The sequence below is a fragment of the Pantoea phyllosphaerae genome, from assembly GCF_051025595.1.
Lineage (GTDB): Bacteria > Pseudomonadota > Gammaproteobacteria > Enterobacterales > Enterobacteriaceae > Pantoea.
This window is the reverse complement of sequence record NZ_JBPFDE010000004.1, coordinates 285,531-311,802: the sequence shown is the minus strand read 5'-3', so window position 1 is coordinate 311,802 and position 26,272 is coordinate 285,531. Positions and strand designations below refer to the sequence as shown.

The window sequence follows — 26,272 nt, the reverse complement described above, 5'->3', positions numbered from 1 at the left end:
GGAATTGGTAGACGCGCTAGCTTCAGGTGTTAGTGTCTTAACGGACGTGAGGGTTCAAGTCCCTCTCTTCGCACCAGAGTTGTCCTCCCCTGCTTTATCTCCCTGTTTTACTCTCTCTGTTTCAGGCCCCATGAAAATTTACCGCCACGGCCGCTAATCCGCCTGCTAACGCCAGGCATGAAGGCAGCAGCAGATAGTGACGCAACCGGCGATGGAACAGCATCACTACCGTTAACAGCAGCGCGACAATCATCACGAGACGCCACTGGCTAAAGCTCGGCTCCCATAGCGCAAAGCACGGCATCGCCGCGCAGGGCAAGAGCACGCCCCAGGCGCTGTCCAGTTTCTTCCCCATCACCCAGCTGAATCCCCACAAGCCGCAGGCGGCGAACACGGCCATTAACATGGCGTCGACCTCAAATGATAAGAATTCCCATTATCATATGATAATAAATCTCATCTTGCAGCCTGTTTTTTTCGCCCCCTGGCCGAAAGATGACAGACCAGTTGGAAAATGCTAGATTCCTGCCGATAACACCTTTCATAACACAGCAAATTTGCTCATTGTCCGGCAAATAAATTTATTTTTGCCGGAATGCGCTTTGATATTTCAGGGCCGTTTCGAGTATTAATAATGAAATTACAATCTTACGATGAATTGAAACAGAGCAAATATCGGCTGTCGCTGATGCTCTTTCTGTTTTTAAATGTCGCCGTATCGCTTTTTTGCCTGCTGCCTTTTGCCGGCAGCCCCGATGCAGAGCTGCCCGTGCCGGTTATTACCGTCGCACTATTTAGCGCCTCGACATTGATTGGGTATTTAATCAGGCCCAAACTGAAATTACCGCTGTTAAATCCTGTAGCGTTGCTGCTTGGCGTGTTTTGGGCCTGGCATATTGAACTCAAATATCAGCAGGTCTTCTTTTTTGACGACAATTTCCTGATGATTAGCCTGCTGAGCGTCTTTTTTATTAGCGCTATCGCCCTGAGCGATTACCTGCCGGCCTTTTGTCTGCATATCACCCCGCCGGTGGTGACGGTGCTGCTGCTGGACAGGGGCGAGCATCTGGCGATGCTGCTGCTGACCATCTCGCTGCCGCTGATCGGCTTCTCTCTGCAGCACCTGATGCGCCGCCGCGTCGATCGCTTCACCCGCCGTCTGATGCACCAGCTCTATGAAGAAAAAGAGACCTTCAGCGATCTCAGCATGCTGGATCCGCTCACCGGCCTCTATAACCGCCGCGGACTTAAAAACCGGCTGGATAATATTCTGGAAAATCACGCGGGCAGCCACTTCGTGCTGCTGCTCGATATCGACCACTTCAAAGCGTACAACGACAATTATGGCCACGCCATGGGCGACCAGGCGCTGGCGCGCGTCTCAGTGGCCATCCGCGACGCCGTGCGCTCGCGCGATGTGGTGGTGCGCTACGGCGGCGAAGAGTTTCTGGTGCTGATGACCAACGTCAACGCGTCGATCGCCATGAAGCTGGCGGAGCGTATTCGCCAGTATGTACTCGACCTGGAGATCCCTCACCGTTTCAATGAAAAGGTTTCTACCCACGTGACCGTCAGCGCCGGCATTGCGCCAATCTTCGACGACGAGTTCGATCAGGCAGTCGCCAATGCTGACCGCGCGCTCTACGTCGCCAAGAATCAGGGCCGCAATACCCTTCTCGCCTGGGAAGACCTGCCCAAAAACCTGACCGTCAGCGGCGAAGCACTCTAATTCTGCGCCCGTCAGCGCGGCAAGCGCCCGGCCGCGCCCCTCATTTCGCCGACTTGTGAATAGAACTAAGAACGATTATCATTCTTTCTTCTCTGTTTCCAGGGCGTGTATTCAGCATGGCGAACATCAGGCAGCAACCTCAACGCTTTCAGTACGCTCAGCCTGTTTTTATGCAGGGCGATCGCCCGCTGGCGCGCGCCCTGCGCGATCTGATGCGCGAGCAGCACGCCTGGATGCTGGAGAGCATCCACCTTGATGAAGCCGCGCCCGCAGAGGCTCTCACGCTGGCGGAATGGGCGCGCCCGGAACATTTTCCTGTGCTGGCGCAGCGCTACAGCGACTATCTCTATCGTCAGCATCCCGACGCCGTTCAGGAAGCGAAGCCGGTTCAGTCGCTCTGGGCGCAGTGGTATTTTGGCCTGCTGCTGCCGCCGCTGATGCTGGCGCTGCTGGCGGAATCGCGCGCGCTCGACTGCTCGCCGCAGCATATCCACGTTGAGTTCCACGAGCATGGCCACCCTTGCGCCTTCTGGATCGCGACGCACGAAGATGAAGAGGCGCGCTACCTTACCGCAGCGCAGCGCATTGAGCGCCTGATCCAGCAGCATCTGATCCCGGCGGTGAACGCTATCGCCCAGCATGGCGGCATCAACGCCAGGCTGATCTGGAACAATATGGGCTTCTCTTTTCACTGGTTCCTCGGCGAGCTGAAAACCCTGCTGGATGAGGCGACGATTCTGCAGCTTGAGCAGACGCTCTTCTTCACCAGCCGCCTGCAGGATGGCAGCGACAACCCGCTCTACCGCACCATGCTGTCGCGCGGCGGCGAGATGGTCAGACGCAGCTGCTGCCAGCGCTACCGCATTCCCGACGTCGAACGCTGCGGCAACTGCACGCTCAGCGTATAAAACCGTCTCCCGACACACTTTCTCCTTTTCTCTCGTTTACACTTTTTCCGCCTTGTGGCAGTTTTTACGCCTTCGACCTGCATGGAGAAAGAGATGAGCCTGGAGTCGGTACGGCAGTTTTTTGCTGAACACGCCCCTGATATCGAGATTATCGAGATGTCGCAAAGCACCGCTACCGTGGAGATGGCGGCGCGCGTTCACGGCGTTGCGCCGGGTCAGATCGCCAAAACCCTGTCGCTGAAAGTCAAAGACGAGGTGGTGCTGATCGTTACGCGTGGCGATGCGCGGCTCGATAACCGCAAGCTGAAAGCGGCGCTGGGCGGCAAGGCGCGCATGCTGAGCGTCGATGAGGTGGTGAACTGGACCGGCCATCCGGTCGGCGGCGTCTGCCCGTTCGGGCTGGAAAATCCCCTGAAGGTGTACTGCGACGCGTCGCTGCGCCACTTCGACGAAGTGCTTCCCGCCGCAGGCGCCGTCCATAGCGCCGTGCGTATTTCGCCACAGCGCCTGGCCGAGCTGACGCAGGCGCAGTGGATAGACGTGTGCGAAGCGCGCTAGCGCGTTGGCTTCGTCACCGCGCCTGATATTTCAATGCCGCGCGTTTCGCGGCCAAAGGCGACAAACAGGCAGATCAGCACCGCCACCGTGCCGGCAACGATAGCCATTCCCAGGCCGTAATTGCCGTTATGCGCCTCGGCGATGCGCGACTGCAGCGTGGCGTTGACCGAGGCGATCAGGTTACCCAGCTGATAGACGAAGCCCGGCAGCACTGCGCGCGCGTTGGCGGGCACCAGCTCGGTAAGATAAGTCGGCACCACGCCCCACGCGCCCTGCACCATAAACTGCATCAGAAACGCGCCCAGCCCAATCGCCCAGGAGCCGCTGGAGAAGGCCCAGAGCGGCAGCACCGGCAGCGCCAGCAGCGATGCCAGCATAATCGCCTTTTTACGCCCGATACGCTCCGACAGCGCGCCGAAGAAGACGCCGCCCAGCATTGCCGCGATGTTGTAGCTGATGGCGATCAGGCTGACGGTGTGCGCATCGAACTGATGCTGCACCTTCAGGAAGGTGGGATAGAGATCCTGGGTGCCGTGGCTGAAGAAGTTGAAGCAGGCCATCAGCAATACCAGATAGAGACACATTTTCCCGTTCTGGCGGATGATCGGCAGCAGCGCGCTGCTCTCCTGGCGCTCGCGCGCCGCCAGCCAGACCGGCGACTCCGGCACCTTGAAGTAGATAAACGGCAGCAGCAAAATCGGCAGCGCGCCGATCAGGAACATGCCGCGCCAGCCCACCGCGTCGAAAAAGAGCCCAAAGATCACCGAGGCCAACAGATAGCCGCACGGATAGCCCGCCTGGAAGATGCCGGACATCAGCCCGCGCGAGCGGTCAGGAATGGTCTCCATCGCCAGCGACGAGGCGACGCCCCAGATGCCGCCCATCGCCACGCCGTAAATAATACGAAAGCCGAGAAAGGCGCTGAAGCTCGGCGACCAGGCGGAGAGCAGCTCAAACAGGGAAAACAGCGCAATATTGAGCATCAGAATCGGCCGACGGCCATATTTCTCTGCCAGTCGTCCAAACAGCAGCGCGCCGATGGGGCGCACCGCCAGCGTCAGCATAATCGCCACCGACACCTCTGAGACCGAGGCGTGAAAGTATTGCGCGAGGTCGCTTAAGACAAACACCAGTATAAAAAAGTCAAACGCGTCCAGCGTCCAGCTGGCGAAGCTGGCAAACGCCACATTCCGCTGGGTCGGGGTCCAGTTAAACATACACGTATCCTGTCAGGGCTATTCGGATAAGGGTCCGAAAGAGAGAGGCGCAACCGCCGAAGCGGTTACGATATTGTTAACGTTTTGTTTATAGCACTTTGCCAAACGCGAGCGCGTTCAAATGCTGGCATCCCTGACGTCAGGATGTAACTAAGGGTGACGGCGCATGTCACGCAGGAGGAATCGCCCTGCGGTCGCCTGGCAGACTAGCGTTTAAACTGCGTCAGAGCCTGTTCGAGGATCGTCAGCAGCAGCGCGTTATCGACGTGGTGCAGCACATGAACCAGCGCGCCGCTGTTGGCGGGGATGCCGACGTCGACGCGCAGCGGCTCGCGATAGCGCCAGCTTTTGCCGCGCGTCGCGCCCGGGCGCAGTTCAATATCCACACGGTAGTCGGTGCCGTTCGCCACGCGCTGATTCAGCAGCCAGGCGACCACCAGCGCGTCGTGGATCCAGCTGCCAGCAAGACGGCGGGTGCGGATAGAGTAATCAATCCACGGACGCAGCGTGTCGCGCACAAAGTGTGACAGCGGATGATCGCTGGCGGTGATGCGCGCCAGATCCTGATGGGTCAGCATCGTCTGCGTGGTGACGTCCATCGGCACCAGCGTGATAGCCGCGCCGCTGTGCAGCACCTGATGCGCCGCCTCGGGATCGAGACCGAAATTGGTATCTTTGATGTAGTCGTCCAGCGCGAATACGCCGCCCATCACCACAATCTCCGCGACCGCTTCCGCCATCGCCGGATAGCGCTGCAGCGCCAGGGCCACGTTGGTCAGCGGCCCAATCGCCACCAGGGTAATTTCGCCGGGGCTGTCGCAAACCAGCCTGCCGATCGCGTCGGCCGCGTCGTAGCCGTCCGCCGCCAGCGGCTCTGGCGCGCGCACGCCCTGCCACAGCCTGACCATATCGAGCTGCTCCACGCGGTTATCGAGCGCCGCGCGCCAGGGCGCATGATCCTCTTTCAGCGCCTGAGCGGCGCCCTGCACCACCGGAATGGCCGAGCCGAGGCGCGTCAGCAGATCTTTTGTTACCTGTGCGCCGATGTTGCTCGGCGTATTGCCTGCGACGGTGGTGATCAGCTCCACCGACAGCGCAGGTGAAGCAAGGGCCAGCGCAAGCGCCAGGCCATCATCGGTGTTGGCGCCGGGGATGCCGTTGCCCGGATCGCAGTCAATAATCACTCTTTTCATGTTGTCGTCGTATTGGTTTTAATGTGCGTCCTACAGCCGCAGGATTCGCCAATTTCAAGGTAGTGCGGAAACTCGTGCAGCTTCGCCTCGCCGTCCCAGTTTTGCAGCATGGCGATGGCGCAGCGCGCCATATCCCGCAGCGGCTGGCGCACGGTGGTTAAGGTCGGCACATGGAAGGCGGACTGATCGGTGCCGTTGAAACAGACCAGCGCCACATCCTGCGGCACGCGAATATTGCGCTCGGAAAAAGCGCGGATCGCCCCGATCGCCTGTCCTTCGTTGCTGGCAAACAGCGCGCGCGGCACGCCGGGACCGGCCAGCATGCGCTGCGCCGCCTCGTAGCCGCCCTGCCGCGTATAGCTGGCGGGAAAAATCAGCCCCTCATCGACCGGCGTTCCGTGCGCCGCCATCGCATCACGCCAGCCCTGAATACGATCCTGTGCGTTGAGCATCTCCAGCGGGCCGCTGATGATGCCCACCTGTCGATAGCCGTGGCTGAGCAGATGAGAGGTGACCTGAAACGCCGCCTGACGCTCATCGACGCGCAGCATGCTGACGCCGGGCTGCGGCTCAACGCGATCCAGCATGACAAACGGCGTGCCGCTGGCCTGAATCACGTCGATATAGGGATGGCGATCGACGCTGTTGTAAAACAGGCCGTCAACCTGCCGATTCAGCAGGCTGTGGATCAGCTCCAGCTCGCGCTGGCGGTCGTCGCCCGCGTCGCCGAGCAGCATCACGTGACCATGGTCCAGCGAGGCCTGCAGCAAAACGTGCGCCATAGAGGCGACAAAGGTATTGCCGATATTTGGCACGATCAGCCCATAGGTTTTGGTGCTGCCCGACGCCAGCGCACGCGCCACGCCGTTGGGGCGATAGCCGGTCAGCCGGATCGCCTCCAGCACGCGCTGACGCGTGCTTTCCGCCACCGGACGCGGCCCGTTGTTGATCACGTAGCTGACCACCGCAACCGAGGTGCCGGCCATTTTCGCCACGTCGCTGCGTGTCACTTTGCCTGACGGCTGTTTCAAGCTTTTAGCTCCCGATGTAAACACAAAAGGCCGTGAATCATCACGGCCTGCTCGTTGGTGCGCGGGAAGCGGCGCCGCACTAGATGGCGTCTTCCGGCAGATTGAGATCGCGCCCTCGCGTCTCTGGCGCCACAAAGGTGGTGAAGAAACCGATGGCCGCCATGGCGGAGAAGTAGACCGCTATCGGCCACCAGTGACCGCTCCAGGAGAGCATCGCCGCCGCCAGCAGCGGCGCGGTGCCGCCCGACAGAATCGAGCCCAGCTCTTTGGCTACCGCCATTTTAGTGTAGCGATGTTTGACGCCGAACAGCTCTACGCCCCACGCGGCCTGTACTCCATAGATGCCGAGCGACGCCAGCGCCATGCCGACCACAATCACCGGAATCACGATGGCCGGTTCGCGGCTGTCGAGCAGATAAAAGGCGGGCCAGGCGTAGCACATCAGCAGCAGGCAAAAGCCGCGATAGGTGATGCGGCGGCCGAAGCGATCCGAGAGCCAGCCCGCCAGCGGGATCACCGCAAAGCCCAGCACCGAGGCGATAAAGACCGCGGTGGTCGGCACGGATTTATCAACCATCAGCACCTTCGCCACATAGCCGACCATAAAGCCCTGCGCCAGATAGGAGGGACCGTTCTCGCCGATACGCAGACCGACCAGCGTCCAGAAAGCGCGCGTGCGCGTCCAGAATCCGCGCGTGTCCGCCACCGGCTGTGCGTCGCGCATTGCGGCGCGTTCCGCCTCCAGCTCCTGCTTTCTGCGCTCAAACACCGGGGTTTCGCGCAGATGGCGACGGATCCAGAGCGCCACCAGCGCGATCAGCACGCTGCTGAGGAACGGAATGCGCCATCCCCAGGCCAGCAGGCTCTCCTGATCCATCTGCACCACCGCGAGCCACACCAGCGCGGCGAGCAGCGTGCCGCTGTTGGAGCCTAAAGCAATCACCGACGAGACCAGCCCACGCCGCTCGACCGGCGCATATTCGCCCAGCATCACCGTGCCGCCAGAGAGCTCCGCGCCAGCGCCCAGCCCCTGGGTAAAGCGCAGCAGCACCAGACAGGCGGGCGCCCAGACGCCGATAGTGGCGTAGCTGGGGATCAGGCCGATCAAGGTCGTGGAGGCCCCCATCAGAATAATGGTGATGACCATGACCGTTTTTCGCCCTTTGCGATCGCCGATCCAGCCGAACAGCACCGCGCCGACAGGGCGCGCGATAAAGCCGACCGACCAGGTGGCGAAGCTGGAGAGCAGCGCCATCGCAGGCGTCGCCTGAGGGAAGAAAACATCGCCGAAGATAATGCCCGCCGCCAGGCCATAGAGTGCGAAATCCGCATACTCCATCGCCGTGCCGAGCCAGCAGGATAAGGTGGCGCGCCAGAAATCTTTGCGCCCGGAAGAGGTGTTCAGCCGCTCATCGGCGGCGGAGTGCAAGCGCGTGGGATCGCGCTCAACGGAGTGTGGTGCCGTCATACCATTTCCCTGTGTTAGTGATCGTGAACGCCCTTCCGTGGGACGGTTCTTTGATAGCAATCAGAACTCCCCGGGTGGCGATGTACTGGTTGGCTAACCCTTGTTGCGTTCAGTTAAGGATTCCCTGGTGTTGGAATCTCTGACTTTGCCTGCTCTGCCGATGTTAAGCACCGGTCGTTTAAAACAGGCGAAGCACTAAAGCTACTGGGCCTTTCTCGCATCGTCCGCCGCGAGTAATCACTGCGGGCCAGTTTATCTACGCGCGTAGATAAATCAAGTAAATTTAGCCATAACTGTTAAAAACCATACAGGCCTGCAAGGGCGCAAAACCATTTAATTCATAAAATACAGATAGTTATCATAAAAAAGCAGAGCACAACTTAAACAGTCTCATTTGACACTTAACACTTTCTCTTAACAATACCTTGCCGCAACCTGTTGCAGCGCAGCAGATAGCGTTATCGCCTGGAAAGATGACGAGAGGATGACACCCTCCCCGTTTCGCCAGGTTAAGTGAGGTTTTAACATCACGCCGCTTTGCATTAGGCTTAGAGCAGAACGAAGCAGGAGCCCTATGACCATTATCTTGATGCGACACGGCAAACCCGACCATCGCGCCGCCGGTCGGCTCAGCGCCCAGGGGCTGGCCGACTGGTGCGAGGCGTATGACAGGGCGCCGGTGTGCGATATGCCGCCCGATCGCAGCCTGACCATCGCACGTCAGGCGTCGGTGATCGTCTGCAGCCCGCTGCCGCGCGCGCGCTCTTCGCTGATGCGTCTCGGTTTGCAGCCGCTCCACGTTGATGCGCTGTTCAGTGAAATCTCGGTTCCGCTGATCGCCTCGCGTCGCCTTGAAATGCCAGCCGTGCTCTGGCTGGCGCTGCTGCGCATGCTGTGGCTGTGCGGCTATGCAGGCGAAAGCGAGTCGCTGCTGCGGGCGCGCGAACGCGCCGCGCGCGCCGCCGATCGGCTTATTACGCTGTCGGAGCAGGGGACGGTACTGCTGCTCGGCCATGGCCTGATGAATAAAATGATCGCGCGCGAGCTGCGCAGGCGCGGCTGGCAGGCGGAAAAGCACGCCAGCAGCCGCCACTGGAGTTCTGCGATCTATCACCGTCCTTTTATCTGACCCGCTCGAAGAAGCTCAGCACCTCGCAGCCGGTGCCAACGCGCGGCGTGGCGATAACGCGACGCTGCGCCAGATCGACCACGCTTAACGTGCCGTCGCCTTCGTTGGCGATCAGTAGCTGCTGGTTATCGGGGCTAAAACAGCCGTCCATGGGTTTGTTTCCTACCGGGATATCGCCCAGCGGATTAAGCAGATCGTCGAACAGCGTGATGACAGGCTCGCCATCGCCAATTGTCACCAGCCGCTCGCCGTTGGCGCTGAACCGCACCACCTGACAGGGTTGCTGGTGCCCCGGCAGCGCCAGCCGCTGGCGCACGCGGTGGCTCTGGCGGTCGATAACGTAGAGATAAGGCGCATCCGCCGCGCTGGCCACCAGATAGGGATGCTTCGGTGACGCCGCGATGCCGGCGACAGGCCCTGGCAGCAGGATCGTATCGATCACCCGCCCTTCCGCTTCGCACAGATCCACCACGGTAATGCTGGCGTCCTCTTCATTTTCAGTAAACAGCTTGCGGCCGCTGGGCGAGAGCGTCAGGCGGTGAGCATTGTGCGAAGGAACGGGAATGGTTTTTTCCACGCGGTCGGTCGCCGGATCGATCACCGCCACCGCCGCGCTGCTTTCACAGCAGAGATAGACCTTGCCGTCGCGCCCCAGCTGGCCGCTGTGCGGCGCGCGCAGCGGCGAAAGATCGATAAAGCCGCTGATTTCGCGCTGCGCCAGATCGATCACCGCCACCTTGTGGCCCGGATGGGGATTATCACCGTGCGCGCCGTCGCCGTAGATCGGCACATAGGCTTTTTGCCACGCGGGCAGCATCAGCAGCTCATGCGGACGCGGCGGAAAAGCGTTGAGCTCGCGCTCGACGGCAAAGGTCTCAGGATCGAGAAACAGCACGCGATTGCCCTGTTTATCGACCGCCAGCAGTCCACGGGTAGGTTCAGACATAGCGACTCCTTTTCTCAGTAAGCCTTCCTTAAGCGTAGACAACGGCGGTTATGCCACCCTCCCCGGATGGATACATCAGCGCGGCTAAACACGCGCCCCAATCTCCAGGCGCAGTGAAATCGTCAGCTATCCCCTGTTATTTCTGGAGTGGAGAGATAAAAACCAGGATTATCTTCAGGCGCGGCAATAAATAAAGAGACAAGTCGTCTCTTTTAAATATAAGGCAGACGGTAAGGCGATAACTGACAATTTAGCCCGCCGCTTTCCGGATTATCTGAAATTCAGCAAAAGTCGTAGCGCGCATATAAATAATGCTTTATTAAACTGATGAAGCGATTTTATACAGAGTCGTGAGGAGATAAATGCGCGCGCTGCGCTACGCCTCACAGGGGAAACTTCCGCCGCAATAATCACAATAACAGGTGCCTCATGAATCCATACCGTCAACATCCTGCCCACGCCCTCTGGCGCAGCTGGAAACGCGTCTCTTTCAGCAGTCAAATGCTGTGGCAGAAAAAAAAGCACGGCGCCCTTTCCGCGCCGGAATATGACGCCAGCCAGGAGGAGAATCTGGTGATCCTCTCCGCCGAGAAAGCGCCTGAGGCGATCCCGAAGACCATCTGGATGGTCTGGCTCGACGACCAGCTGCCGCCGTCGCTGCGTCTGAATATCAATCAGCTGCGCCAGGATAATCCCGACCATACGCTGCATCTGGTGACGCAGCGCACGCTGGCGCAGTGGCTGCCGGAGATGACGTTTATCTCCGCCGATCTGACCCCTGCGCATAAAAGCGAAATTATCCGGCTGGAGCTGCTGCACCGCTTCGGCGGCATCGGCATCGACGGCGGCACGCTGTTATTTGAGAAACTCGACTGGGTACACCAGGTTCAGCAGGATAAGCCGATGGACGTTATTGGCTATTACCGCGAGAACAGCACGCTTAATTTCCTGTCGCCGGTTATCGAAGGCTGGTTTATCGCCGCCGCGCCGGGCAACGCCTTTATTCGCGAATGGCTGAAGCAGCTGGCGCCGATTAAAAATCTCGGCGTGCAGAACTATATTAACGATTTAAAGAAGCGCGACGACTATCCGCTTATCGTGCAGAAAATTCATCACCCGGCGCAGGCGGTGCTGTCGCTGGCGCAGCAGGTGGCGGTAAAAGAGTATCGCCGCGTCAATTTCCACTTACGCAAAGCGGACGCCAACGCCTGGTTTTATCAGCAGCTGCACGCCGGCAACAGCGACGCCTTCGCCTGTTCGGTGCTGTTCCGTCAGCGGCCGCAAACCCCGCCGCCGGTCATTTGCCTGAGCGGCGACGAGCGGCTGCACCTCGACTTTAACCTGCGCATCGGCCTCTACAACCGCGCCAGCCTGCTGGGCGAGATGATGCAGGCGCCGGCACGCCCGACGCTGGCGCTGCCGTCAGGCGTCGACAAAGCGCGCGCGTAGCCAGTGGGTAAAGGTGGTGACCGCACGCGGCACCTGCGCGGCGTACGGCCTGACGATCCAGAGCCTCTCCGCAAAGGCCTCCACGGCTTGCCAGTGCGGCAGCACCTGCCGCAGGGCGCCGCAGGCGAGCGCCTCGCGGGCGCTGAAGTCCGGCAGCATGGCGATGCCCAGCCCCTGTAGCGCCGCATCGCGTATCGACTCGCTGTTGTTGGTGGCGAAACTGCCCTGCACGCTCACCTGCACCCGCTCCTGCGCCGCGTCGACAAAGGTCCAGCGCGGGGTTTCCACGCCGCGCGGATAGTATAAGCAGTTGTGCTGCGCCAGCTGGTGCGGCGTCTGCGGCGCGCCGTGCGCCGCCAGATAGTCCGGCGAGGCTACCAGCAGCGTGCGCGTCTGGCACAGCGGCAGCGCGACGTGGGTGTCCGGCAGCGCGCTGCTGTGGCGTATCGCCAGATCGAACCCTTCGCTGCTGAGCGAAACGAGGCGATCCGTGACGTCGAGCTGTAGCCGGATATGCGGCCAGGCGCGCAGGAAATCCCCAACGATCGGCACCAGCTGCTGGCGCGCGAACGCCACCGGCGCAGTGACCCTCACCAGCCCGCGCACCGGCCCGGCGGCGTCGCGCACGCCGAAGAAGCTCTGCTCAATACGGGCGAAGGGGTCGCGCAGCTCCTCTACCAGCTTTTCGCCCGCCGCCGTCAGCCGGACGCTGCGCGTGGTGCGCTGCACCAGCGGGGTGCCCGCCGCCTTTTCCAGCTCTTTAATCTTTTGGCTCATCGCCGCCTTGCTCACCTCGAGCCGCTCCGCCGCGCGGGTAAAGCTGCCCTGCTCCGCCAGCACCAGGAGCCAGTGCAAATGGATCCAGAGCGCGCCTGTTTTTATCTCTGTCATCACGTATTGTTCACTATATTGAATAATCAATTCAGCAGGGGCGCTTTTTCTTTCCCGCTCACCAGGTCAGGATAAGGGTCACAGCAGCGCGCTGACAGCGCCAGTATGGGGGCCATCTTACCCGCATCAGCACCCTGTCAGCCAGCCTACAGCCTACCTAATTGACGCCCTTAACAGGAGAAAGAGATGCCGCTACTGCAATTCGATGTGATCCAGGGACGTTCCGAATCTGAACTGCGCACGCTGCTGGACGCGGCGCACCGCGCGGTGCTGACCGCCTTTCAGGTGCCGGAGCGCGACCGCTACCAGATTGTTCACGAAAACAAGGCATACCAGATGGTCTTCCAGGATACCGGCCTCGGCTTTAGCCGCAGCGATAACCTGGTGATGGTGCGGGTCTACACCAGCCCGCGCAGCGCCGAACAGAAACAGCGCTTTATGGCGGAGCTGGCGCGCGAGCTGCGCGAAAGCAGCGGCGTGCAGGGCCAGGATCTGATGATTAGCTTTATTACCAACGACAAAGGCGACTGGAGCTTTGCCGACGGCGAAGCGCAGTACCTTACCGGTCGGCTTTGATTTCCCGCCGTTTTTCTCCGCTATCAGCGACGGCCCGCGCGGCCGTCGCCTGCTTTTCTCTCTGAAAGATTATCCACTGCACAATTCGGACGGCACAGGTTGCAGCGCTATGACAGCCATTATAGATTGACGCCAGTTTGTCTATGCTCATCGCGGGCTGCGCAGGAAGCGCTCATTCACTTCAAGAGAGGATTTGACGTTGTCCGAATCTGTTTCAGTGGCGCTCTTTCTGGCGGCCATTGTCGTTTACTCGTGGAAAGCTGGCCGCCATAAGCTCTGGTTTTCCTTTGTGCTGCTTCTGCTGGTGCTGTTCGTCCTGCTCAACGCCACGCTCTTCGCCAGCAACTACTTCACCGGCGACGGCATCAACGATGCGGTGCTCTATACCCTGACCAACAGCCTGACCGGCGCGGGCGTCAGTAAATATGTGGTGCCCGCCATCGGGCTGCTGCTGCTGCTCTTTCTGCTGATCTGCCTGCTGAGCTGGCTGCTGCGCCGCCACGAGCGGCCGCACCATCTCGGCTGGAGCCTGCTGGCGGTGGCCTGCGCCGCCGGATCGGTACAGACCACGCCCGCGTTTCGCCAGGTCGCCAGCCTGGTCGCCTCGCACACCCGGCTGGCGGACTCCGACTTTGACAGCTACTACAAGGTGCCGCAGAAGGTCATCAACAACCCGCAGCTCAATCTGGTCTATATCTACGGCGAAAGTTTAGAACGCACCTACTTCAACGAGCAGGTTTTCCCTGGCCTGACGCCAGAGCTGGGCCAGCAAAAGGCGCAGAGCCTGGATTTCAGCGAAACCGTGCAGCTGCCCGGCACCGACTACACCATCGCGGGCATGGTCGCCTCGCAGTGCGGCATTCCGCTGTTCGCGCCCTTCGACGGCAACGCCTCCGCCGCGCTCTCCAGCTTCTACCCGCAAAACGTCTGCCTCGGCGATATTCTGAAAAATTCCGGCTATGAGAACTGGTTTATTCAGGGCGCGGACCTGCGCTTTGCGGGCAAAGATATCTTTCTGAAATCGCACGGTTTCGATGCCGCTAACATGGTGGGATCGCAGGAGCTGAAAGATCGCGTCGCCGATCCCGCCTACCGCAATAACTGGGGCTACTACGACGACACGGTGATGGATGAGGTGTTTGAGAAGTATGAGGCGCTGTCGCGCCAGCAGAAACGCTTCGCCCTGTTTGCGCTCACCGTGGATACGCACCATCCCGACGGTTTCGTGTCGCGCAGCTGCCAGCGCAAAAGCTACAGCTACGAGGGCAAGCCCAACCAGTCGTTCAGCGCGGTGACCTGCTCGCAGGAGCACGTGGCGCGGCTGATCGCCCGCATCAAGGCGTCGCCTTATTTTAAAAACACCGTAATTGTGGTGACCTCGGATCATCTGGCGATGAACAACACCGCCCATCACTATTTGATCAAGCAGCCGCGCCGCGATCTTTTTATGGTGATCCGCGGCGATCGGCCTCAGGCGGAGGTGATCGACCAGCCGCGCAGCACGCTGGATAACGGCGCGACGGTGCTCGATATCCTCGGCGGCGATAAGGCGATCGGCCTCGGCCGCAGCAGCCTTGCGGGCGCGACGCTGGCCGGGCAGTTCACCGATTTTCAGAGCCATATCAGCCGCTGGAAGGCGGATATTATTCAGCTGTGGAACTTCCCGAAAAAGCTCGATCGCTTCGTTGTCGATACGGCGAAAAACAGCTTTAGCTTTTCCGGCGCGACGTTCCGGCTGCCGATCCTGTTCCGCGTCGCCGAGAACCACGTCGAGCCGCTGCCGGAAGGGGAATATGCCGCGCCGCTGCGCTACCAGCTGGCGGACTTTACCACCAGCGAGAAGTTCGTCTGGGTCGATCGCTGCTTCCGTATGGCGCGGCTGTGGCAGCCGGAGCTGGCGCTCTCCACCGATTTCTGCGTGGCGATGGGGCAGCTCGGCGGCCAGCCGAGCGTTGCGCGCATCGACAAGGCACAGTGGAAAGGTCAGGCGCGGTTCCCGCAGCAGACCCTGAGTGCGGCCACCTACCAGCGCAACGAAAACCTGCTGCGCGTCGAGGACAATGACATCCGCTACGACGCCGACCGCTTTCTGTTCGCGGTGCCGGGCGCGCCCGCCAGCGTGAAGCGCTTCAGCGGCATCTCGCGCTGGGAAAACTGGGGCCGCTGGTCCAACGCCAACCTGGCGCCAGAGGTGAAGATTGAATATGTCGATCCGCTGCCCGCGCGCTTTGACCTGGTGATCACCGCGCGCGCCTTCGGGCCCAACGCGCACCGTCCGATTCCGGTGCGCGTCGGCGATCGGGAACAGCTGCTGACGCTGGGCGAGGATCTCTCCACCACCACCCTGCACTTCACCAATCCGGCGGGCGAGCATACGCTGACCATCGCGCCGCCGGAGCCGCAGCAGAGCAATGTGGGCAACATTACCGGCCAGGATCCGCGTCGGCTGGGTATCGGCATGGTGGATATCCGCATCGTGCCGCAGAGCTAGCTCAGGGGCGCTGGCGCAGCGCCTCCAGCGTTTCGCGCTGCTGCCCGTCGGCCCCGAAGTTATCCGCCGCCAGCCAGCGCGTGAAACCCTGCTTCACCTGCGGCCATTCGCTGTCGACGATCGAGAACCAGTGGGTATCGCGCGTGCGGCCGCGATAGACGATCGCCTGACGGAACGCCCCCTCATACTGAAAACCGAGCCGGGCAGCGGCGCGGCGCGACGGCGCGTTCAGGCTGTCACACTTCCACTCGTAGCGGCGGTAGCCGAGCTGTTCGAAGGCGTAGCGCATCAGCAGAAAGTGCGCTTCGGTCGCCTGGCGCGTGCGCTTCAGCAGCGGCGAAAAGGCGACGTGCCCGACCTCAATGACGCCGTGCTCGGGCGCGATGCGCATCAGCGCCAGCGTGCCTACCGCCCGCCCACTCTCCAGATCGATCACCGCGAAGTGCAGCGGATCGCGGCTGCTTTCCATCTGCTGCGCATAGCGGAGCCACTCCGCCTCGTCGGCAAAGGGACCGGCGAACAGATAGGTCCAGTCGCGGCCATCCGGCGCCAGCGCATAAGCGGCGCGCAGCGCGTCGCCGTGCTGCGTCACGCTTAACGGCTCAAGACGACAGTAGCGCCCCTCCAGCGTTTCGCGCTGCGGCAGCGGGCGCGGCTGCCAGTCCGTTAACGGCTGGCCAACCGGCTGGCCATATTCATTGGTGGTGTGTGACATAGCATCTCCTTGTTGTGGTCACCTGAGCGTGCCGCTTTTCTGGTAGGCTAAAAAGCGCCACGACCTGAGAGAATGATGGATCCACACATGCCCGACGCCCGTTCGACCTCACCCGCCAGGCTGCTCGCCGCCCCGCTCGCGCTGCGCGGCGGCGAAACCCTGCAGCAGCAGCTCTGCCAGCGCGTAAAGCGCGCCATTCTCGCAGGCCAGCTGCCGGCGGGCACGCGCCTGCCCGCGACGCGCCAGCTGGCGCAGGATCTGCAGGTGTCGCGCAATACGGTGATAAACGCCTGGGCGCAGCTGCAGGCGGAAGGCTACCTGGTTAGCGATCGCCGGGGCAGCCGCGTCAGCCCGATTGCGCTGCCCGCACCGGCCGCCGCCGACATCAGCAGCCAGGCGCCGGTGGCCGAGCGCGTGGCGATGCTGCGATCCGGCCATCGCTACAGCCGCGCAGAGATGCCGCTGCGCGCCGGGGTGCCCGCGCTGACGCACTTTCCCTTCGCCGCCTGGCGTCGCGCCCTGAATCGCGTGCTGAACGACACGCCGCAGCGGCTGCTGGGCTATGGCGATCCGCTGGGCGAGATGGCGCTGCGTGAAGCGCTGGCGCAGCATCTCAGCCTGACGCGCGGCGTGCGCTGCCAGCCGCAGCAGATCGTGATGACCGAGGGCGCGCAGCAGGCGCTGTCGCTCTGCGTCACCCTGCTCAGCAACCCCGGCGATACCGGCTGGGTAGAAGATCCCGGCTATCGCGGCGCGAAAGCGGCCATGCTCGCGGGCAACCTGCGCGTGCAGGCGGTGGCGGTGGACGAACAGGGATTAGCACCCGACGATCGGCTGTGGCAGAGCGCCCCGCCGCGCCTGATCTTCTGCTCGCCGACCCACCAGTATCCGACCGGCGCGGTGATGAGCGCGGCGCGCAGGCTGGCGCTGCTCGCCCAGGCGCAGGCGCATCAGGCGTGGATTATCGAGGATGACTACGACGGCGATTTTCGCTACGTCGGTGAGCCGATCGGCGCAATGCAGGGCATGACGCCTGGCGCGCCGGTGATCTATATCGGCTCCTTCAGCAAGACGCTGTTTCCAGCGCTGCGGCTGGGTTTTATGGTGCTGCCTGCAACGCTGACATCGTCGCTGCGTCCGGCGCTGCACGAGCTGCTGCGCGGCGGCAATCGCCTTGAGCAGCAGGCGCTGGCCGCCTTTATCGCCAGCGGCGACTTCACGCGGCATCTCAGCAAGATGCGTCGGCTTTACCGGCAGCGGCAGCAGACGCTGCGGCAGGCGCTGCAGGAGACGCTGGGCGAGCAGGTTGCGCTGCTGGGCGGCGAGTGCGGCATGCATCTGGTGCTGCGGCTGGCGGACGAGATTGACGACGTCGCGCTGGCGGCGCAGCTGTGGCAGGCGGGCTACGCGCCCGCCGCGCTCTCCAGCTACTGCGCGGAGGAGAGTCCGCGGCGCGGGCTGGTGCTGGGCTACGGCAATACCAGCGGCGCGCAGCTTAGGGCGGGCGTGCGGCAGATTGGTCAGCTGCTGGCGCGGGCGCCGCGCGTCAGCGACTGAGCGGGCGCGGCGATAGAGTGCCGCAGGATAAGCTCGGCGCCGAAAGCGGGCAGCGGGCCGACGCGCTCGCCGCGAATATCGGCAATCAGGCGGCGCGCCGCCTCGCGCCCCATCTCGTAGACCGGCTGCGCCACTACCGTCAGCGGCGGCGCGACGATTTCGCTCCAGGGGAAGTTGTCGTACATGATGAAGGAGAGATCCTGCGGGATGCGCAGACCGCGCTGCGCCACGGCGCGCAGCAGCGACATGGCCACCAGGCTGTCCGAGGCGATAATCGCGGTCGGCGGCGCAGCACGCTGCCACAGCGACGCGACGATGCGCGCAATCTCCGCGTCGTCGCCGGCGTTCGCCTGGATCAGCGAGGTATCGTAGTCCCGACCGGCCGCGGCAAAGGCGTCGATGATACCACCGACGCGCTGCGCCACCGGCGTCAGGCCAAAATCTGCGGCGTCGCGCCAGGCGCCATCCAGCTCCATGCTGGTGATATAGGCGATGCGCTCGTGCCCGGCCGCCAGCAGCCGCTGCGTCGCCTCCCGCGCCACGGCGGTGAAATCGCAGCAGATCGCCTCGACATCGAGGCCGACGACCGCACGATCGAATAGCCGGAGCGCGCGTCCCTCTTCCAGCACCTGCAGCAGATGACCATTTTTTTCGCGCGCCGAGTGGCTGGGCGCGACGATGATGCCGTCGACCCGCTTCTCCAGCATCACGCGCACCGCATCCTGTTCAGCCTGCAGCTTCTCGTCGCTGTTGCCCAGCAGCAGATGAAAGCCCGCCTGGCGCGCCACGTCAGCCATGCCGCGCAGCGCCAGCCCGAAGTGCGGGTTTTCGATATCGCCGACAATCACGCCGATGGTGTTGGAGCGGCCGGTGTTCATGGTGCGCGCCACCTCGTTGGGCCGGTAGCCCAGCGCTGCCGCCGCCTGGTTAACGCGCGTCTGCACCTCTTCACTGACGGCGCCGTAGCCGCCGAGCGCCCTGGCCGCCTGCGCTTTCGATACGCTGGCCGCCCGGGCGACGTCGGCGACGGTGGGCGCTTTAATGCGTGCTTTCTGGTTGGTCATAATTAATTCGAATCACAGGTTGATGACAGAGAGATTGACGTCGAAAAAAGGCTGTGCTTAAACTCATTGTATCGCCTTGAGACCGGTCTCACAACAACTGTTCTCTTGTCGTCACCTGTGTTGAGACCGGTCTCAAAACACGATTATTACCGGCTCGACCGTCTCTGATGTTTAACCTGCAAAAACGGATGAGCTATGAAATCGCCAATTCACCTGAGCGCCCTGTGCGGCGCCGCAATCGCACTCTGTTCGTTCTCCTTCAGTACGCTGGCGGCCAGCAGCGACAACCCTTACGGCCTGCTGGAGCCTGGCCACCTGCGCATCGCCAGCGTGGGCGACTCCAAACCCTATACCTTCACCGACGCCAGCGGCCAGTTCACCGGCTTCGACGTGGAGTTCTTTAAAAACGTGGCGCACCGCATGGGCATCGATCAGGTCGATTTCGTCGGACAGGATTTCTCCGCCATCCTGCCCGCCGTCGCCAACGGTCAGTTTGACGCCGCCGTCGCCGCCATCGGCATTACCCCGGCGCGCGAGAAGAGCGTGGACTTCTCCACCGGCTATCTGGCGGGCTACCTGACGGTGCTGACGCGCAGCGACAGCGGCGTGAAGAACGTCGAGACGCTGGCGAAGCGCCGCCTGGGAGTGATTCAGGGCACGCTGCAGGAGAGCTACGCGGCACAGCACTTCACCCAGACCGACCTGGTGCGCTTTCCCGACAATAACGCCGCCGTCTCGGCGCTCAACAACGGCACGCTGGATGCGGTCTTCCTCGACTACGAAGCCGCCAAAAGCTACGCCGCGCGCTTCAAGCTGATCTCCGCCGCCGATATTCCGTCGTTCGACGCCCCGGCGGGCGTCGCCATCGCCAAAAACAAACCGGCGTTCAAGGCCGCGCTCGACAACGCCATCAAGGCCGCCATGCAGGACGGCACCTGGAAGCAGCTCTATCAGAAGTGGTTTCCCGGCTCGCCGATGCCAGAGCAGTATCTGCCTGGCGGCCAGTAGTGCGTGAGCGCTAAGCGTTCAGCTTCTTCTTAGTGACGGCGCGCCCGTCACGCGTACCCGTGGAGTACGGCGATGGATCTTCTGACAATGCTTTCCCGCACCTTCTTTGACTTCGCCTCAATGAAGGAGGTACTGCCGCAGCTGCTTGCGACCGGGCTGGTCAACACCCTGATCATCTCGATCGCCTCGACGCTGCTCGGCACCCTGTTCGGCCTGCTGCTGGCGCTGATGGGCATTTCGCCGTCGCGCTGGCTGCGGCTGCCGGCGCGCATCTACACCGATCTGTTTCGCGGCCTGCCGTCGATTCTGACCATCCTGCTGATTGGCCAGGGCCTGGCGCGCTTCAGCTATCAGCTGTTTGGCCCGACACCCTATCCGCTCGGCATCTTCGCCCTCAGCCTGATCGCCAGCGCCTATATGGGCGAGATTTTTCGCGCCGGGATCCAGAGCGTTGAGCGCGGACAGATGGAGGCGTGCCGCGCGCTCGGCATGAGCTACAGCCGCGCCATGCGCCAGGTAGTGATCCCGCAGGGCATCCGCCGCGTGCTGCCCGCCATCGTTAACCAGTTTATCGCCATTATCAAAGACTCCTCGCTGGTCTACCTGCTCGGCCTGATGACGGGCCAGCGCGAGCTGTTCCGCGTCGGTCAGGACGCGGCGGTGCTGAGCGGCAACCTGTCGCCGCTGATGCTGGCCGGGCTGTTCTACCTGATCATCACCGTGCCGCTGACTCACGCGGTGAACGTGATCGACGTGCGCTATCGCACCGGCCGCCGACGCCTCACCGCGCCGCAGAGCGGCCTGAAAGAGGTCGAAGAAGTACAAAAGCGCCCCGCGGGCGCGCTGACCGCACAACCCTTAACCGGCAATCGGGGGCAATCATGAGCGTTGCAATGAAACTGAGCGAGCCGCCCGCCGCGGCAGGCTGGAAAGGGTCGAGCCTGGAGCTGCGCGAACTGTCGCTCTCCTATGGGCCGATCGACGTGCTGCGCGGCGTGTCGCTGCGTATCGCGCCCGGCAGCACCACCTGCATTATCGGGCCGTCCGGCTCCGGCAAATCGACGCTGCTGCGCGGCATCAACCGCCTGCATGAGCCCAAATCGGGCGACGTGCTGCTGGCGGGACGCTCGGTGCTGCAGGACAAGCCCGACGCCCTGCGGCTGCGCATCGGCATGGTGTTCCAGCACTTCAACCTCTTTCCCGACCACAGCGCGCTGGAGAACGTGGCGCTGGCGCCCTGGAAGGTGAAAGGCCTGCCGAAGGCGCAGGCGATGGCGATTGCGCGCCAGCGGCTTGAGGAGGTGGGCTTAGGCCAGCGCGCCGATCACCGTCCGCGCGATCTCTCCGGCGGCCAGCAGCAGCGCGTGGCGATCGCCCGCGCGCTGGCGATGGATCCCGAGGTGATGCTGTTTGACGAGGCGACCTCAGCGCTCGATCCCGAGCTGGTGAAAGGAGTGCTGACGCTGATGGCCGATCTCTGTCGGCGCGGCATGACCATGGTGGTGGTGACCCATGAGATGGGCTTCGCGCGCAAGGTCGCCGATCAGGTGGTGTTTATGGACGAAGGCGAAATTGTCGAAGCGGGCCCGCCCGCCCAGCTGTTCGACGCGCCGCAGTCGCCGCGCCTGCAACGTTTTCTGTCGGAAGTGCTGTAGGCGCTTCCCCTTTTCGAACTGAACAAGGAACTGAATTATGGCATTAGAAGATCTGCGCCGCGTAGTGGTACTGGGCGGCGGCGTGCTGGGCGTCTCCAGCGCGCTGCATCTGGCAAAGCGCGGCGCGGCGGTCACGCTGGTGACCGAGGCGGCGCTCTGCTCCGGCGCCTCTGGCCGTTCGCTCTCCTGGCTCAACTCGGCGGGCGAGCGCTCGCTGCCCTATCACGCGCTGCGTATGGCAGGCATCGACCGCTACCGCACGCTGTTCGCCGCCGATCCGACGCGCGACTGGCTGCGCTTCGACGGCGGCCTGTTCTGGGCGGCGGATGACCAGAGCGGCACGCGCGCGCGCCATGCGTATGAGAAGGCGCACGGCTACGACTCGCAGCTGGTGACGCGCAGCAGCCTGGCGCAGGCCGACGCACAGGTCGAGGGCGCGGCGCTGGCGCAGGAGGCGATCTTTAACCCCGGCGAAGGCTGGGTCAGTTTGCCGCACCTGGTGGCGTATCTGGCGCAGCAGCTGCGCGCGCTGGGCGGCGAGATCGTCGAGCACGCCGGAAAATGCGCGGTGCTGCGCGACGGCCCGCGCGCCAGCGGCGTCAGGCTGGCAAGCGGCGACCAGCTGCGCGCCGACGCGGTGCTGGTCGCCTGCGGTCCGGCAACGCCCGACGTGGTCGCGCCGCTCGGCGTCACCATTCCCAACGGCTCGCCGGTGTCGATGCTGGTGATCACCGAGCCGGGCGCGCACGGGCTGAAGGCGGTGCTGAACACGCCGCGCGCGGCGGTGCGCCCCAATCCGGGCAACACTTTCGCGCTGGATCACGACTGGTATGAAGAGGATATTCAGCAGCAGGCCGATGGCAGCTACGCCATTGACGAGAGCGTGGTAGCGCAGCTCGCCGCCGAAGCGAGCCAGTTAGTGAAAGGCGAGCCGCTGCGCGCCGCCAGCTGGAATCTGGGGTTAAAACCGATCCCCGGCGACGGCGAGCCGGTGTTCGGCGAACTGGAGAGCGTGCCCGGCTGCTTTGTCGCCTTTACTCACTCTGGCGCCACACTGGCGCTGATTGCGGGCGAACTGCTGGCGGAGGAGATGGTGACCGGCGAGAAGCAGCCGATGCTGGCGAGCTTCCGGCCGGAACGGTTCGCATAAAAAAGCCGGTCGCGTGACCGGCTTTAGGCTGTAAAGAGTGCCTGTAAGCGGGTGAGAAGGCTCGGGCCTTCTCACCTGCGAGCACGGCTCGCGCGCTTAGCCGCGATAGTAGATATCGCCCGACTCCGCTTTCAGGATCTTACCCACGTCGTTGGTGATCAGCAGATAGTTGCCGCCGATATAGGTCCAGTGGCTGCCGGTTTCCGGTGCGGGCAGGTTACGCTTCTGCCACTCAACGATGTTGTAGGATTTGTCGAGATACTGCTGCGGCACGTTGTCGCCGATTTTGTAATCTTTGTAGTCGATGATGATGCGGTTGAGATCGTAGTTTGACTGCGCCTGCGGGCTGCCGGCGTTCGCATCCGGCGCGGGAGACGGCGTGCTGCCCGCTTCCGGCTCTTCGGCGTTTGGTCCCAGCGGCGGCTGGCCGCTGCTGTCGGGGTTGTCGCCCTGCTGCGGCTGCGCATCGGCAGGCGCCTGCTGCTGAACCTGCGGCGGCGGCGGAACGGTATCGGTGGCGTCGCCTTCAGCCTGTGCGGCGGGAACAAGGCTCAGCGAGCCAAACAGTAGTCCCGCTAAAAAGAGTGCGTTCTGAGTCCTGCGCATAATGTTTTCCACGTTGATTGATTTTGTTAAGAGTAGATCAGGATAAAGACAATCTGTACAGCCTGACAGTTCCGTAGCAGGGCAGGAAAGGTGCGAATAACCGTTCTCTATCGGGATACCCCCTCACACCAAAGCACGTTTCTGCTGGCGCGACTACGCCCTGTCTTTTTACTTTCAGGCTTAACGCCCAGGCGAAAGTATCTCGCAGCGCTTATCCAGCAACGACTCCACCGAGGCGCGATTGCCCTTATCCCAGCCGCGCCGCGTGGTCAGCAGGATAAACCCTTTCTCTCCCGAGAATGTCGTGGGTATCAGCGCCACGCCATACTCCGCCAGCTGCGGCGGCGACAGCTGAAAGTGGCGCGCCACCGAGGCGATGGGATAGATGCCCATCGCCGCGGGCTGCATCACGCGGCGGGCATAGTAGGTATGGTTCAGCAGGCGATCGGGCAAGGGCCGCCACTGCTCATCAATATAAGGTCGCTCCGCCTGCAGCTGGCGACGCACATCTTCGCGCAGGCAGGTGAGATGAATATGCAGCTGATTCTGGCTGCGTCCATACGCAGAGTTAATCGCCATGCCCAGCCTGTCCTCAGGAACTTCGGCGCCATACGCAGCCATCAGGCGGTAGCGCATCAGCCAGGCGTAGCCGAAGTAGTCGGTGCGGCCCTGGCGCGACAGCGCGATGCTCTCGATACCGGACATCGCCAGGTTTGGCACCAGGATAAAATGGTAGGGGTAGCGCGGGTTCTGCAGGACGCTGAAGCCCTGCGCTTCGCTCTGCGGCTGATAGATCTGCTGGCAGGGCGCCGGATCGCGCCGAAGGTGGTAGTGGGGCATGCAGAGATCCTGCGTCACCATCCGTAGCGCGTCAGAGCGCGCGCATCCGCCCAGCAAAAGCGCCAGGGCCGCGAGCATCCATCCTCGAAAAAACCGTAATTGCATAGCGTCAGCCGTAGTTATGGGTGGCGCAACGTTTCACGTGGCGCGTCCTGATAATATTAGCGAGAAATTATGCCAAACGAAGCGCCGATCGGAGCGGCGACTGCCCTTTTGCTCTCCGGCGGCTGCCTGATTGTTATTCGGGGAAAAGGATTGATGAAAAAGCTTCTTGTGTCGACGCTGGTTGCCTGCGGCTTATCCGCCTGTAGTTACGATAACGATTCGGCGAGCAGAGCGCCGGATAACACCCGGCGCGCGATGCCGGATATTTTCCAGTCGATGACGCCCTCGCAGCAGCGGGCGGTGATGTCTGGCGAGCGGCCTGACTGGACAGAGACGCCACCGGTCAGGATCCCGCGTCATTAAAAGGCAGCGGTAAATCATGGCGGACGCCGTAGCGGGATGGGGCGCGCGGCCCTGCCCCGCCTTACCGCATCAGCATTACGGATTATCTTCTTTTTCATGCAGTCCCCTTATGAAAGTGTCTTGAGATAATCGCCGTAATAGCGCTGCGCCACATCGCGGTGCGAGCGTAAACGTCCTTTGAGGTAGTTCCAGCCCACGTCGCGTATCAGCGGATTGGCGGGATCGCTGGTCGGCCCCCGCGCTTCCGCCGCCAGCGCGTCGGGCAGCTGGTAGATCGGCACCTGAGTGTCGAGCTGCGCGCCGAGGAAAAAGGCGATGGAGATGCGCTCCTGCCCTTCTGGCGGCGAGAGCACGCGGTGCACGGTGGCGCGCAGATAGCCGTTGGTCGCCAGCTCCAGCAGCTCGCCGATATTCACCACGAACGCGCCCGGCTTCGGCGCGGCGTCGACCCAGTTATCCGGCGTCACCTCAACCTGCAACCCGCGCTGCTCGTCCTGCAGCAGAAAGGTGAGAAAGCCGGAGTCTTTATGCGCGCCGACGCCCTGCTGGCTCTCTTCGGCGCTCTGTCCGGGATAGCGGATCAGCTTGACGTGCTCGTTGGGATAGCGCCCGTAAAGCGCGTCGAAGGCGTCTTCCGGCAGCGACAGCGAACGGGCAAAGGCGCGCAGCAGGCGTAGCGCCACGGCGGTCATCTCCTGCTGCCAGGCGTTGATCACCGGACGCAGCTGCGGCAGCGCCTCCGGCCAGAGGTTCGGTCCCTGCAGGCGCTTCCACGCCGCATCATCCGGCTGCAGCAGCAGCGGCTCGCGATCCGCGCCGATATCGAACTGCTCGCGCTGGTCCCGCTGCTCGCGGGTGTACTCTACGCCCGCCAGGTTATAGCCGCGGAAGTGCGGCGAGTGGATCATCGAGACGCGCAGCTTCTCTTCCTGCGGCAGATCGAAAAAGGCACGCGTAATGCTCTGCACGTTCTGCTGTAGCTGCGGGTTGATGCCGTGGTTGATGAGGTAGAAAAAGCCTACGTCGCGCGCGCTTTCGCGCAGTCGGGTGAGGAAGTCGGTTTGTTCGGTTTCGCTGCCAGCGAGTTGCGCCAGATCCAGCACCGGTAAGCTTGTCCAGGTCATTGTGCGTTTTCCAGAAAGGATGCCCGGATTTACCCTCGCACTAATAAAACGCATCGGGAAATAGTGAAGCGCTATATGTTATCGCAAGGGGTTTTTAGAAGAAGTTGGGGAAAGGGTATGCGGGAATGGGATTAGGAGAAACTTAACACCATACAAAATCTCCTTCTTTACATTGACACAAAGGTTTTTCACCTGAGAACATCGCTTCCAAATTATAGGCTTATGATTAATACGAACTCATCCCTTTGATTAACTTAAGTAAATTTTAATATTTTAAGATGCCAGTTACGCAATTTTTTTTGCTTTACTTTTGGTATTGGTGCTTTTTGCGAGGGTTCAAAACTGTATATGACCTTTGAATTTGAAGAATTTTTTTCATTTTATAGAAAGTATTGACTTCAAAATGGAATCTTGTACGCAAATTTTTACGTCAAAAGGCTGTAAATCCGCACAGGTATTACGTAAAATATCACGTATATTTTGGATAAAACTTGTACGG

General features: G+C 61.9%; 25 protein-coding genes. 13 read left to right on the top strand and 12 right to left on the bottom strand.

Annotated elements, in window-relative coordinates; genetic code table 11:
• Positions 1–121 precede the first annotated feature (121 nt).
• Positions 122–406 carry a DUF1435 domain-containing protein gene (locus tag ACR6A7_RS08480; RefSeq protein ID WP_096072541.1) on the bottom strand — a complete coding sequence of 95 codons (285 nt, stop codon included), beginning with the start codon at positions 404–406 and terminating at the stop codon, positions 122–124.
• Positions 407–634: 228 nt separating this feature from the next.
• Here ACR6A7_RS08480 and ACR6A7_RS08475 point away from each other — a divergent pair, with 228 nt between their 5' ends.
• The 3 genes from ACR6A7_RS08475 to ACR6A7_RS08465 all read left to right on the top strand — a co-directional run bounded on the left by ACR6A7_RS08475 (position 635) and on the right by ACR6A7_RS08465 (position 3,195).
• Positions 635–1,729 carry a GGDEF domain-containing protein gene (locus tag ACR6A7_RS08475; RefSeq protein ID WP_434124408.1) on the top strand — a complete coding sequence of 365 codons (1,095 nt, stop codon included), beginning with the start codon at positions 635–637 and terminating at the stop codon, positions 1,727–1,729.
• Positions 1,730–1,845: 116 nt separating this feature from the next.
• Positions 1,846–2,637, top strand: a complete 792-nt coding sequence (fhuF, locus tag ACR6A7_RS08470; protein ID WP_434124406.1) for a siderophore-iron reductase FhuF — start codon at positions 1,846–1,848, stop codon at positions 2,635–2,637.
• A 93-nt stretch (positions 2,638–2,730) separates the two neighbouring features.
• Positions 2,731–3,195, top strand: coding sequence for a YbaK/EbsC family protein (locus tag ACR6A7_RS08465; RefSeq protein ID WP_434124404.1), 465 nt, complete (start codon positions 2,731–2,733; stop codon positions 3,193–3,195).
• Here the strand turns inward: ACR6A7_RS08465 and ACR6A7_RS08460 are convergent.
• The 4 genes from ACR6A7_RS08460 to ACR6A7_RS08445 all read right to left on the bottom strand — a co-directional run bounded on the left by ACR6A7_RS08460 (position 3,192) and on the right by ACR6A7_RS08445 (position 8,104).
• Positions 3,192–4,412 carry an MFS transporter gene (locus tag ACR6A7_RS08460; protein WP_434124402.1) on the bottom strand — a complete coding sequence of 407 codons (1,221 nt, stop codon included), beginning with the start codon at positions 4,410–4,412 and terminating at the stop codon, positions 3,192–3,194. The genes ACR6A7_RS08465 and ACR6A7_RS08460 overlap by 4 nt on opposite strands.
• Positions 4,413–4,618: 206 nt before the next feature.
• Positions 4,619–5,605: a nucleoside hydrolase gene (locus ACR6A7_RS08455; RefSeq protein WP_434124400.1), complete on the bottom strand. Its 987-nt coding sequence runs from the start codon at positions 5,603–5,605 to the stop codon at positions 4,619–4,621.
• The gene (locus tag ACR6A7_RS08450; protein ID WP_434124424.1) at positions 5,602–6,591 is read right to left on the bottom strand and encodes a LacI family DNA-binding transcriptional regulator; all 990 of its coding nucleotides are present in this window, start codon (positions 6,589–6,591) and stop codon (positions 5,602–5,604) included. Before ACR6A7_RS08450 ends, ACR6A7_RS08455 begins: the two co-directional genes overlap by 4 nt.
• A 124-nt stretch (positions 6,592–6,715) precedes the next feature.
• On the bottom strand, positions 6,716–8,104 hold the full coding sequence (locus tag ACR6A7_RS08445; RefSeq protein WP_434124398.1) for an MFS transporter: 1,389 nt from the start codon (positions 8,102–8,104) through the stop codon (positions 6,716–6,718).
• A 574-nt stretch (positions 8,105–8,678) separates the two neighbouring features.
• Here ACR6A7_RS08445 and ACR6A7_RS08440 point away from each other — a divergent pair.
• A complete protein-coding gene (locus tag ACR6A7_RS08440) occupies positions 8,679–9,233 on the top strand; it encodes a histidine phosphatase family protein (RefSeq protein WP_434124396.1) in 555 nt (184 codons plus the stop codon).
• On the opposite strand, the gene ACR6A7_RS08435 is transcribed toward ACR6A7_RS08440, so the two are convergent.
• Positions 9,226–10,179 (bottom strand): WD40 repeat domain-containing protein, encoded by a 954-nt coding sequence (locus ACR6A7_RS08435; protein ID WP_434124394.1) that lies wholly within the window; start codon positions 10,177–10,179, stop codon positions 9,226–9,228. The genes ACR6A7_RS08440 and ACR6A7_RS08435 overlap by 8 nt on opposite strands.
• A 429-nt stretch (positions 10,180–10,608) precedes the next feature.
• Between ACR6A7_RS08435 and ACR6A7_RS08430 the strand changes: the two genes are divergently transcribed.
• Positions 10,609–11,628, top strand: coding sequence for a glycosyltransferase family 32 protein (locus ACR6A7_RS08430; protein WP_434124392.1), 1,020 nt, complete (start codon positions 10,609–10,611; stop codon positions 11,626–11,628).
• Here the strand turns inward: ACR6A7_RS08430 and ACR6A7_RS08425 are convergent.
• On the bottom strand, positions 11,602–12,519 hold the full coding sequence (locus ACR6A7_RS08425) for a LysR family transcriptional regulator (RefSeq protein ID WP_434124422.1): 918 nt from the start codon (positions 12,517–12,519) through the stop codon (positions 11,602–11,604). The genes ACR6A7_RS08430 and ACR6A7_RS08425 overlap by 27 nt on opposite strands.
• A gap of 186 nt (positions 12,520–12,705) precedes the next feature.
• Between ACR6A7_RS08425 and ACR6A7_RS08420 the strand changes: the two genes are divergently transcribed.
• Together ACR6A7_RS08420 and opgB are read left to right on the top strand one after the other, a co-directional pair.
• Complete coding sequence (locus ACR6A7_RS08420; protein ID WP_216492582.1) at positions 12,706–13,095, top strand: tautomerase family protein; 390 nt, start codon at positions 12,706–12,708, stop codon at positions 13,093–13,095.
• Positions 13,096–13,294: 199 nt separating this feature from the next.
• Positions 13,295–15,586 (top strand): phosphatidylglycerol--membrane-oligosaccharide glycerophosphotransferase, encoded by a 2,292-nt coding sequence (opgB, locus tag ACR6A7_RS08415; protein WP_434124390.1) that lies wholly within the window; start codon positions 13,295–13,297, stop codon positions 15,584–15,586.
• A gap of 1 nt (position 15,587) precedes the next feature.
• Here opgB and ACR6A7_RS08410 read toward each other — a convergent pair whose 3' ends face one another.
• A complete protein-coding gene (locus ACR6A7_RS08410; protein WP_434124388.1) occupies positions 15,588–16,301 on the bottom strand; it encodes a GNAT family N-acetyltransferase in 714 nt (237 codons plus the stop codon).
• Positions 16,302–16,388: 87 nt separating this feature from the next.
• Here ACR6A7_RS08410 and pdxR point away from each other — a divergent pair, with 87 nt between their 5' ends.
• Positions 16,389–17,858: a MocR-like pyridoxine biosynthesis transcription factor PdxR gene (gene pdxR, locus ACR6A7_RS08405; RefSeq protein ID WP_434124387.1), complete on the top strand. Its 1,470-nt coding sequence runs from the start codon at positions 16,389–16,391 to the stop codon at positions 17,856–17,858.
• Here the strand turns inward: pdxR and ACR6A7_RS08400 are convergent.
• Positions 17,822–18,922 (bottom strand): LacI family DNA-binding transcriptional regulator, encoded by a 1,101-nt coding sequence (locus ACR6A7_RS08400; protein WP_434124385.1) that lies wholly within the window; start codon positions 18,920–18,922, stop codon positions 17,822–17,824. The genes pdxR and ACR6A7_RS08400 overlap by 37 nt on opposite strands.
• 195 nt (positions 18,923–19,117) lie before the next feature.
• On the opposite strand from ACR6A7_RS08400, the gene ACR6A7_RS08395 reads away from it, so the two are divergent.
• From ACR6A7_RS08395 to ACR6A7_RS08380, 4 genes are all read left to right on the top strand, one after another.
• On the top strand, positions 19,118–19,930 hold the full coding sequence (locus ACR6A7_RS08395) for an ABC transporter substrate-binding protein (protein ID WP_434124383.1): 813 nt from the start codon (positions 19,118–19,120) through the stop codon (positions 19,928–19,930).
• Between the two features lie 72 nt (positions 19,931–20,002).
• Positions 20,003–20,815: an amino acid ABC transporter permease gene (locus tag ACR6A7_RS08390; protein WP_434124381.1), complete on the top strand. Its 813-nt coding sequence runs from the start codon at positions 20,003–20,005 to the stop codon at positions 20,813–20,815.
• Entirely contained in the window at positions 20,812–21,585 is a 774-nt protein-coding gene (locus ACR6A7_RS08385; protein ID WP_434124379.1) for an amino acid ABC transporter ATP-binding protein, read from the top strand. Before ACR6A7_RS08390 ends, ACR6A7_RS08385 begins: the two co-directional genes overlap by 4 nt.
• 37 nt (positions 21,586–21,622) lie before the next feature.
• Complete coding sequence (locus tag ACR6A7_RS08380) at positions 21,623–22,735, top strand: NAD(P)/FAD-dependent oxidoreductase (RefSeq protein WP_434124377.1); 1,113 nt, start codon at positions 21,623–21,625, stop codon at positions 22,733–22,735.
• Between the two features lie 96 nt (positions 22,736–22,831).
• Here ACR6A7_RS08380 and ACR6A7_RS08375 read toward each other — a convergent pair whose 3' ends face one another.
• Positions 22,832–23,341, bottom strand: coding sequence for an RcnB family protein (locus tag ACR6A7_RS08375; protein ID WP_434124376.1), 510 nt, complete (start codon positions 23,339–23,341; stop codon positions 22,832–22,834).
• A 180-nt stretch (positions 23,342–23,521) separates the two neighbouring features.
• Positions 23,522–24,286, bottom strand: coding sequence for a CDP-diacylglycerol diphosphatase (locus ACR6A7_RS08370; RefSeq protein ID WP_434124375.1), 765 nt, complete (start codon positions 24,284–24,286; stop codon positions 23,522–23,524).
• Positions 24,287–24,439: 153 nt separating this feature from the next.
• On the opposite strand from ACR6A7_RS08370, the gene ACR6A7_RS08365 reads away from it, so the two are divergent.
• Complete coding sequence (locus tag ACR6A7_RS08365) at positions 24,440–24,649, top strand: hypothetical protein (protein ID WP_434124373.1); 210 nt, start codon at positions 24,440–24,442, stop codon at positions 24,647–24,649.
• 107 nt (positions 24,650–24,756) lie between these two features.
• Here the strand turns inward: ACR6A7_RS08365 and ACR6A7_RS08360 are convergent, their stop codons facing one another.
• Positions 24,757–25,773, bottom strand: coding sequence for an isopenicillin N synthase family dioxygenase (locus ACR6A7_RS08360; RefSeq protein WP_434124371.1), 1,017 nt, complete (start codon positions 25,771–25,773; stop codon positions 24,757–24,759).
• Between the last annotated feature and the right edge of the window lie 499 nt (positions 25,774–26,272).

Coding starts and splice junctions, on each gene's coding strand:
- ACR6A7_RS08480 (WP_096072541.1), bottom strand. CDS start 406: ATGTTAATGGCCGTGTTCGCCGCCTGCGGCTTGTGGGGATTCAGCTGG.
- ACR6A7_RS08475 (WP_434124408.1), top strand. CDS start 635: ATGAAATTACAATCTTACGATGAATTGAAACAGAGCAAATATCGGCTG.
- fhuF (WP_434124406.1), top strand. CDS start 1,846: ATGGCGAACATCAGGCAGCAACCTCAACGCTTTCAGTACGCTCAGCCT.
- ACR6A7_RS08465 (WP_434124404.1), top strand. CDS start 2,731: ATGAGCCTGGAGTCGGTACGGCAGTTTTTTGCTGAACACGCCCCTGAT.
- ACR6A7_RS08460 (WP_434124402.1), bottom strand. CDS start 4,412: ATGTTTAACTGGACCCCGACCCAGCGGAATGTGGCGTTTGCCAGCTTC.
- ACR6A7_RS08455 (WP_434124400.1), bottom strand. CDS start 5,605: ATGAAAAGAGTGATTATTGACTGCGATCCGGGCAACGGCATCCCCGGC.
- ACR6A7_RS08450 (WP_434124424.1), bottom strand. CDS start 6,591: ATGGCCGGCACCTCGGTTGCGGTGGTCAGCTACGTGATCAACAACGGG.
- ACR6A7_RS08445 (WP_434124398.1), bottom strand. CDS start 8,104: ATGACGGCACCACACTCCGTTGAGCGCGATCCCACGCGCTTGCACTCC.
- ACR6A7_RS08440 (WP_434124396.1), top strand. CDS start 8,679: ATGACCATTATCTTGATGCGACACGGCAAACCCGACCATCGCGCCGCC.
- ACR6A7_RS08435 (WP_434124394.1), bottom strand. CDS start 10,179: ATGTCTGAACCTACCCGTGGACTGCTGGCGGTCGATAAACAGGGCAAT.
- ACR6A7_RS08430 (WP_434124392.1), top strand. CDS start 10,609: ATGAATCCATACCGTCAACATCCTGCCCACGCCCTCTGGCGCAGCTGG.
- ACR6A7_RS08425 (WP_434124422.1), bottom strand. CDS start 12,519: ATGACAGAGATAAAAACAGGCGCGCTCTGGATCCATTTGCACTGGCTC.
- ACR6A7_RS08420 (WP_216492582.1), top strand. CDS start 12,706: ATGCCGCTACTGCAATTCGATGTGATCCAGGGACGTTCCGAATCTGAA.
- ACR6A7_RS08410 (WP_434124388.1), bottom strand. CDS start 16,301: ATGTCACACACCACCAATGAATATGGCCAGCCGGTTGGCCAGCCGTTA.
- pdxR (WP_434124387.1), top strand. CDS start 16,389: ATGCCCGACGCCCGTTCGACCTCACCCGCCAGGCTGCTCGCCGCCCCG.
- ACR6A7_RS08400 (WP_434124385.1), bottom strand. CDS start 18,922: ATGACCAACCAGAAAGCACGCATTAAAGCGCCCACCGTCGCCGACGTC.
- ACR6A7_RS08395 (WP_434124383.1), top strand. CDS start 19,118: ATGAAATCGCCAATTCACCTGAGCGCCCTGTGCGGCGCCGCAATCGCA.
- ACR6A7_RS08390 (WP_434124381.1), top strand. CDS start 20,003: ATGGATCTTCTGACAATGCTTTCCCGCACCTTCTTTGACTTCGCCTCA.
- ACR6A7_RS08385 (WP_434124379.1), top strand. CDS start 20,812: ATGAGCGTTGCAATGAAACTGAGCGAGCCGCCCGCCGCGGCAGGCTGG.
- ACR6A7_RS08380 (WP_434124377.1), top strand. CDS start 21,623: ATGGCATTAGAAGATCTGCGCCGCGTAGTGGTACTGGGCGGCGGCGTG.
- ACR6A7_RS08375 (WP_434124376.1), bottom strand. CDS start 23,341: ATGCGCAGGACTCAGAACGCACTCTTTTTAGCGGGACTACTGTTTGGC.
- ACR6A7_RS08370 (WP_434124375.1), bottom strand. CDS start 24,286: ATGCAATTACGGTTTTTTCGAGGATGGATGCTCGCGGCCCTGGCGCTT.
- ACR6A7_RS08365 (WP_434124373.1), top strand. CDS start 24,440: ATGAAAAAGCTTCTTGTGTCGACGCTGGTTGCCTGCGGCTTATCCGCC.
- ACR6A7_RS08360 (WP_434124371.1), bottom strand. CDS start 25,773: ATGACCTGGACAAGCTTACCGGTGCTGGATCTGGCGCAACTCGCTGGC.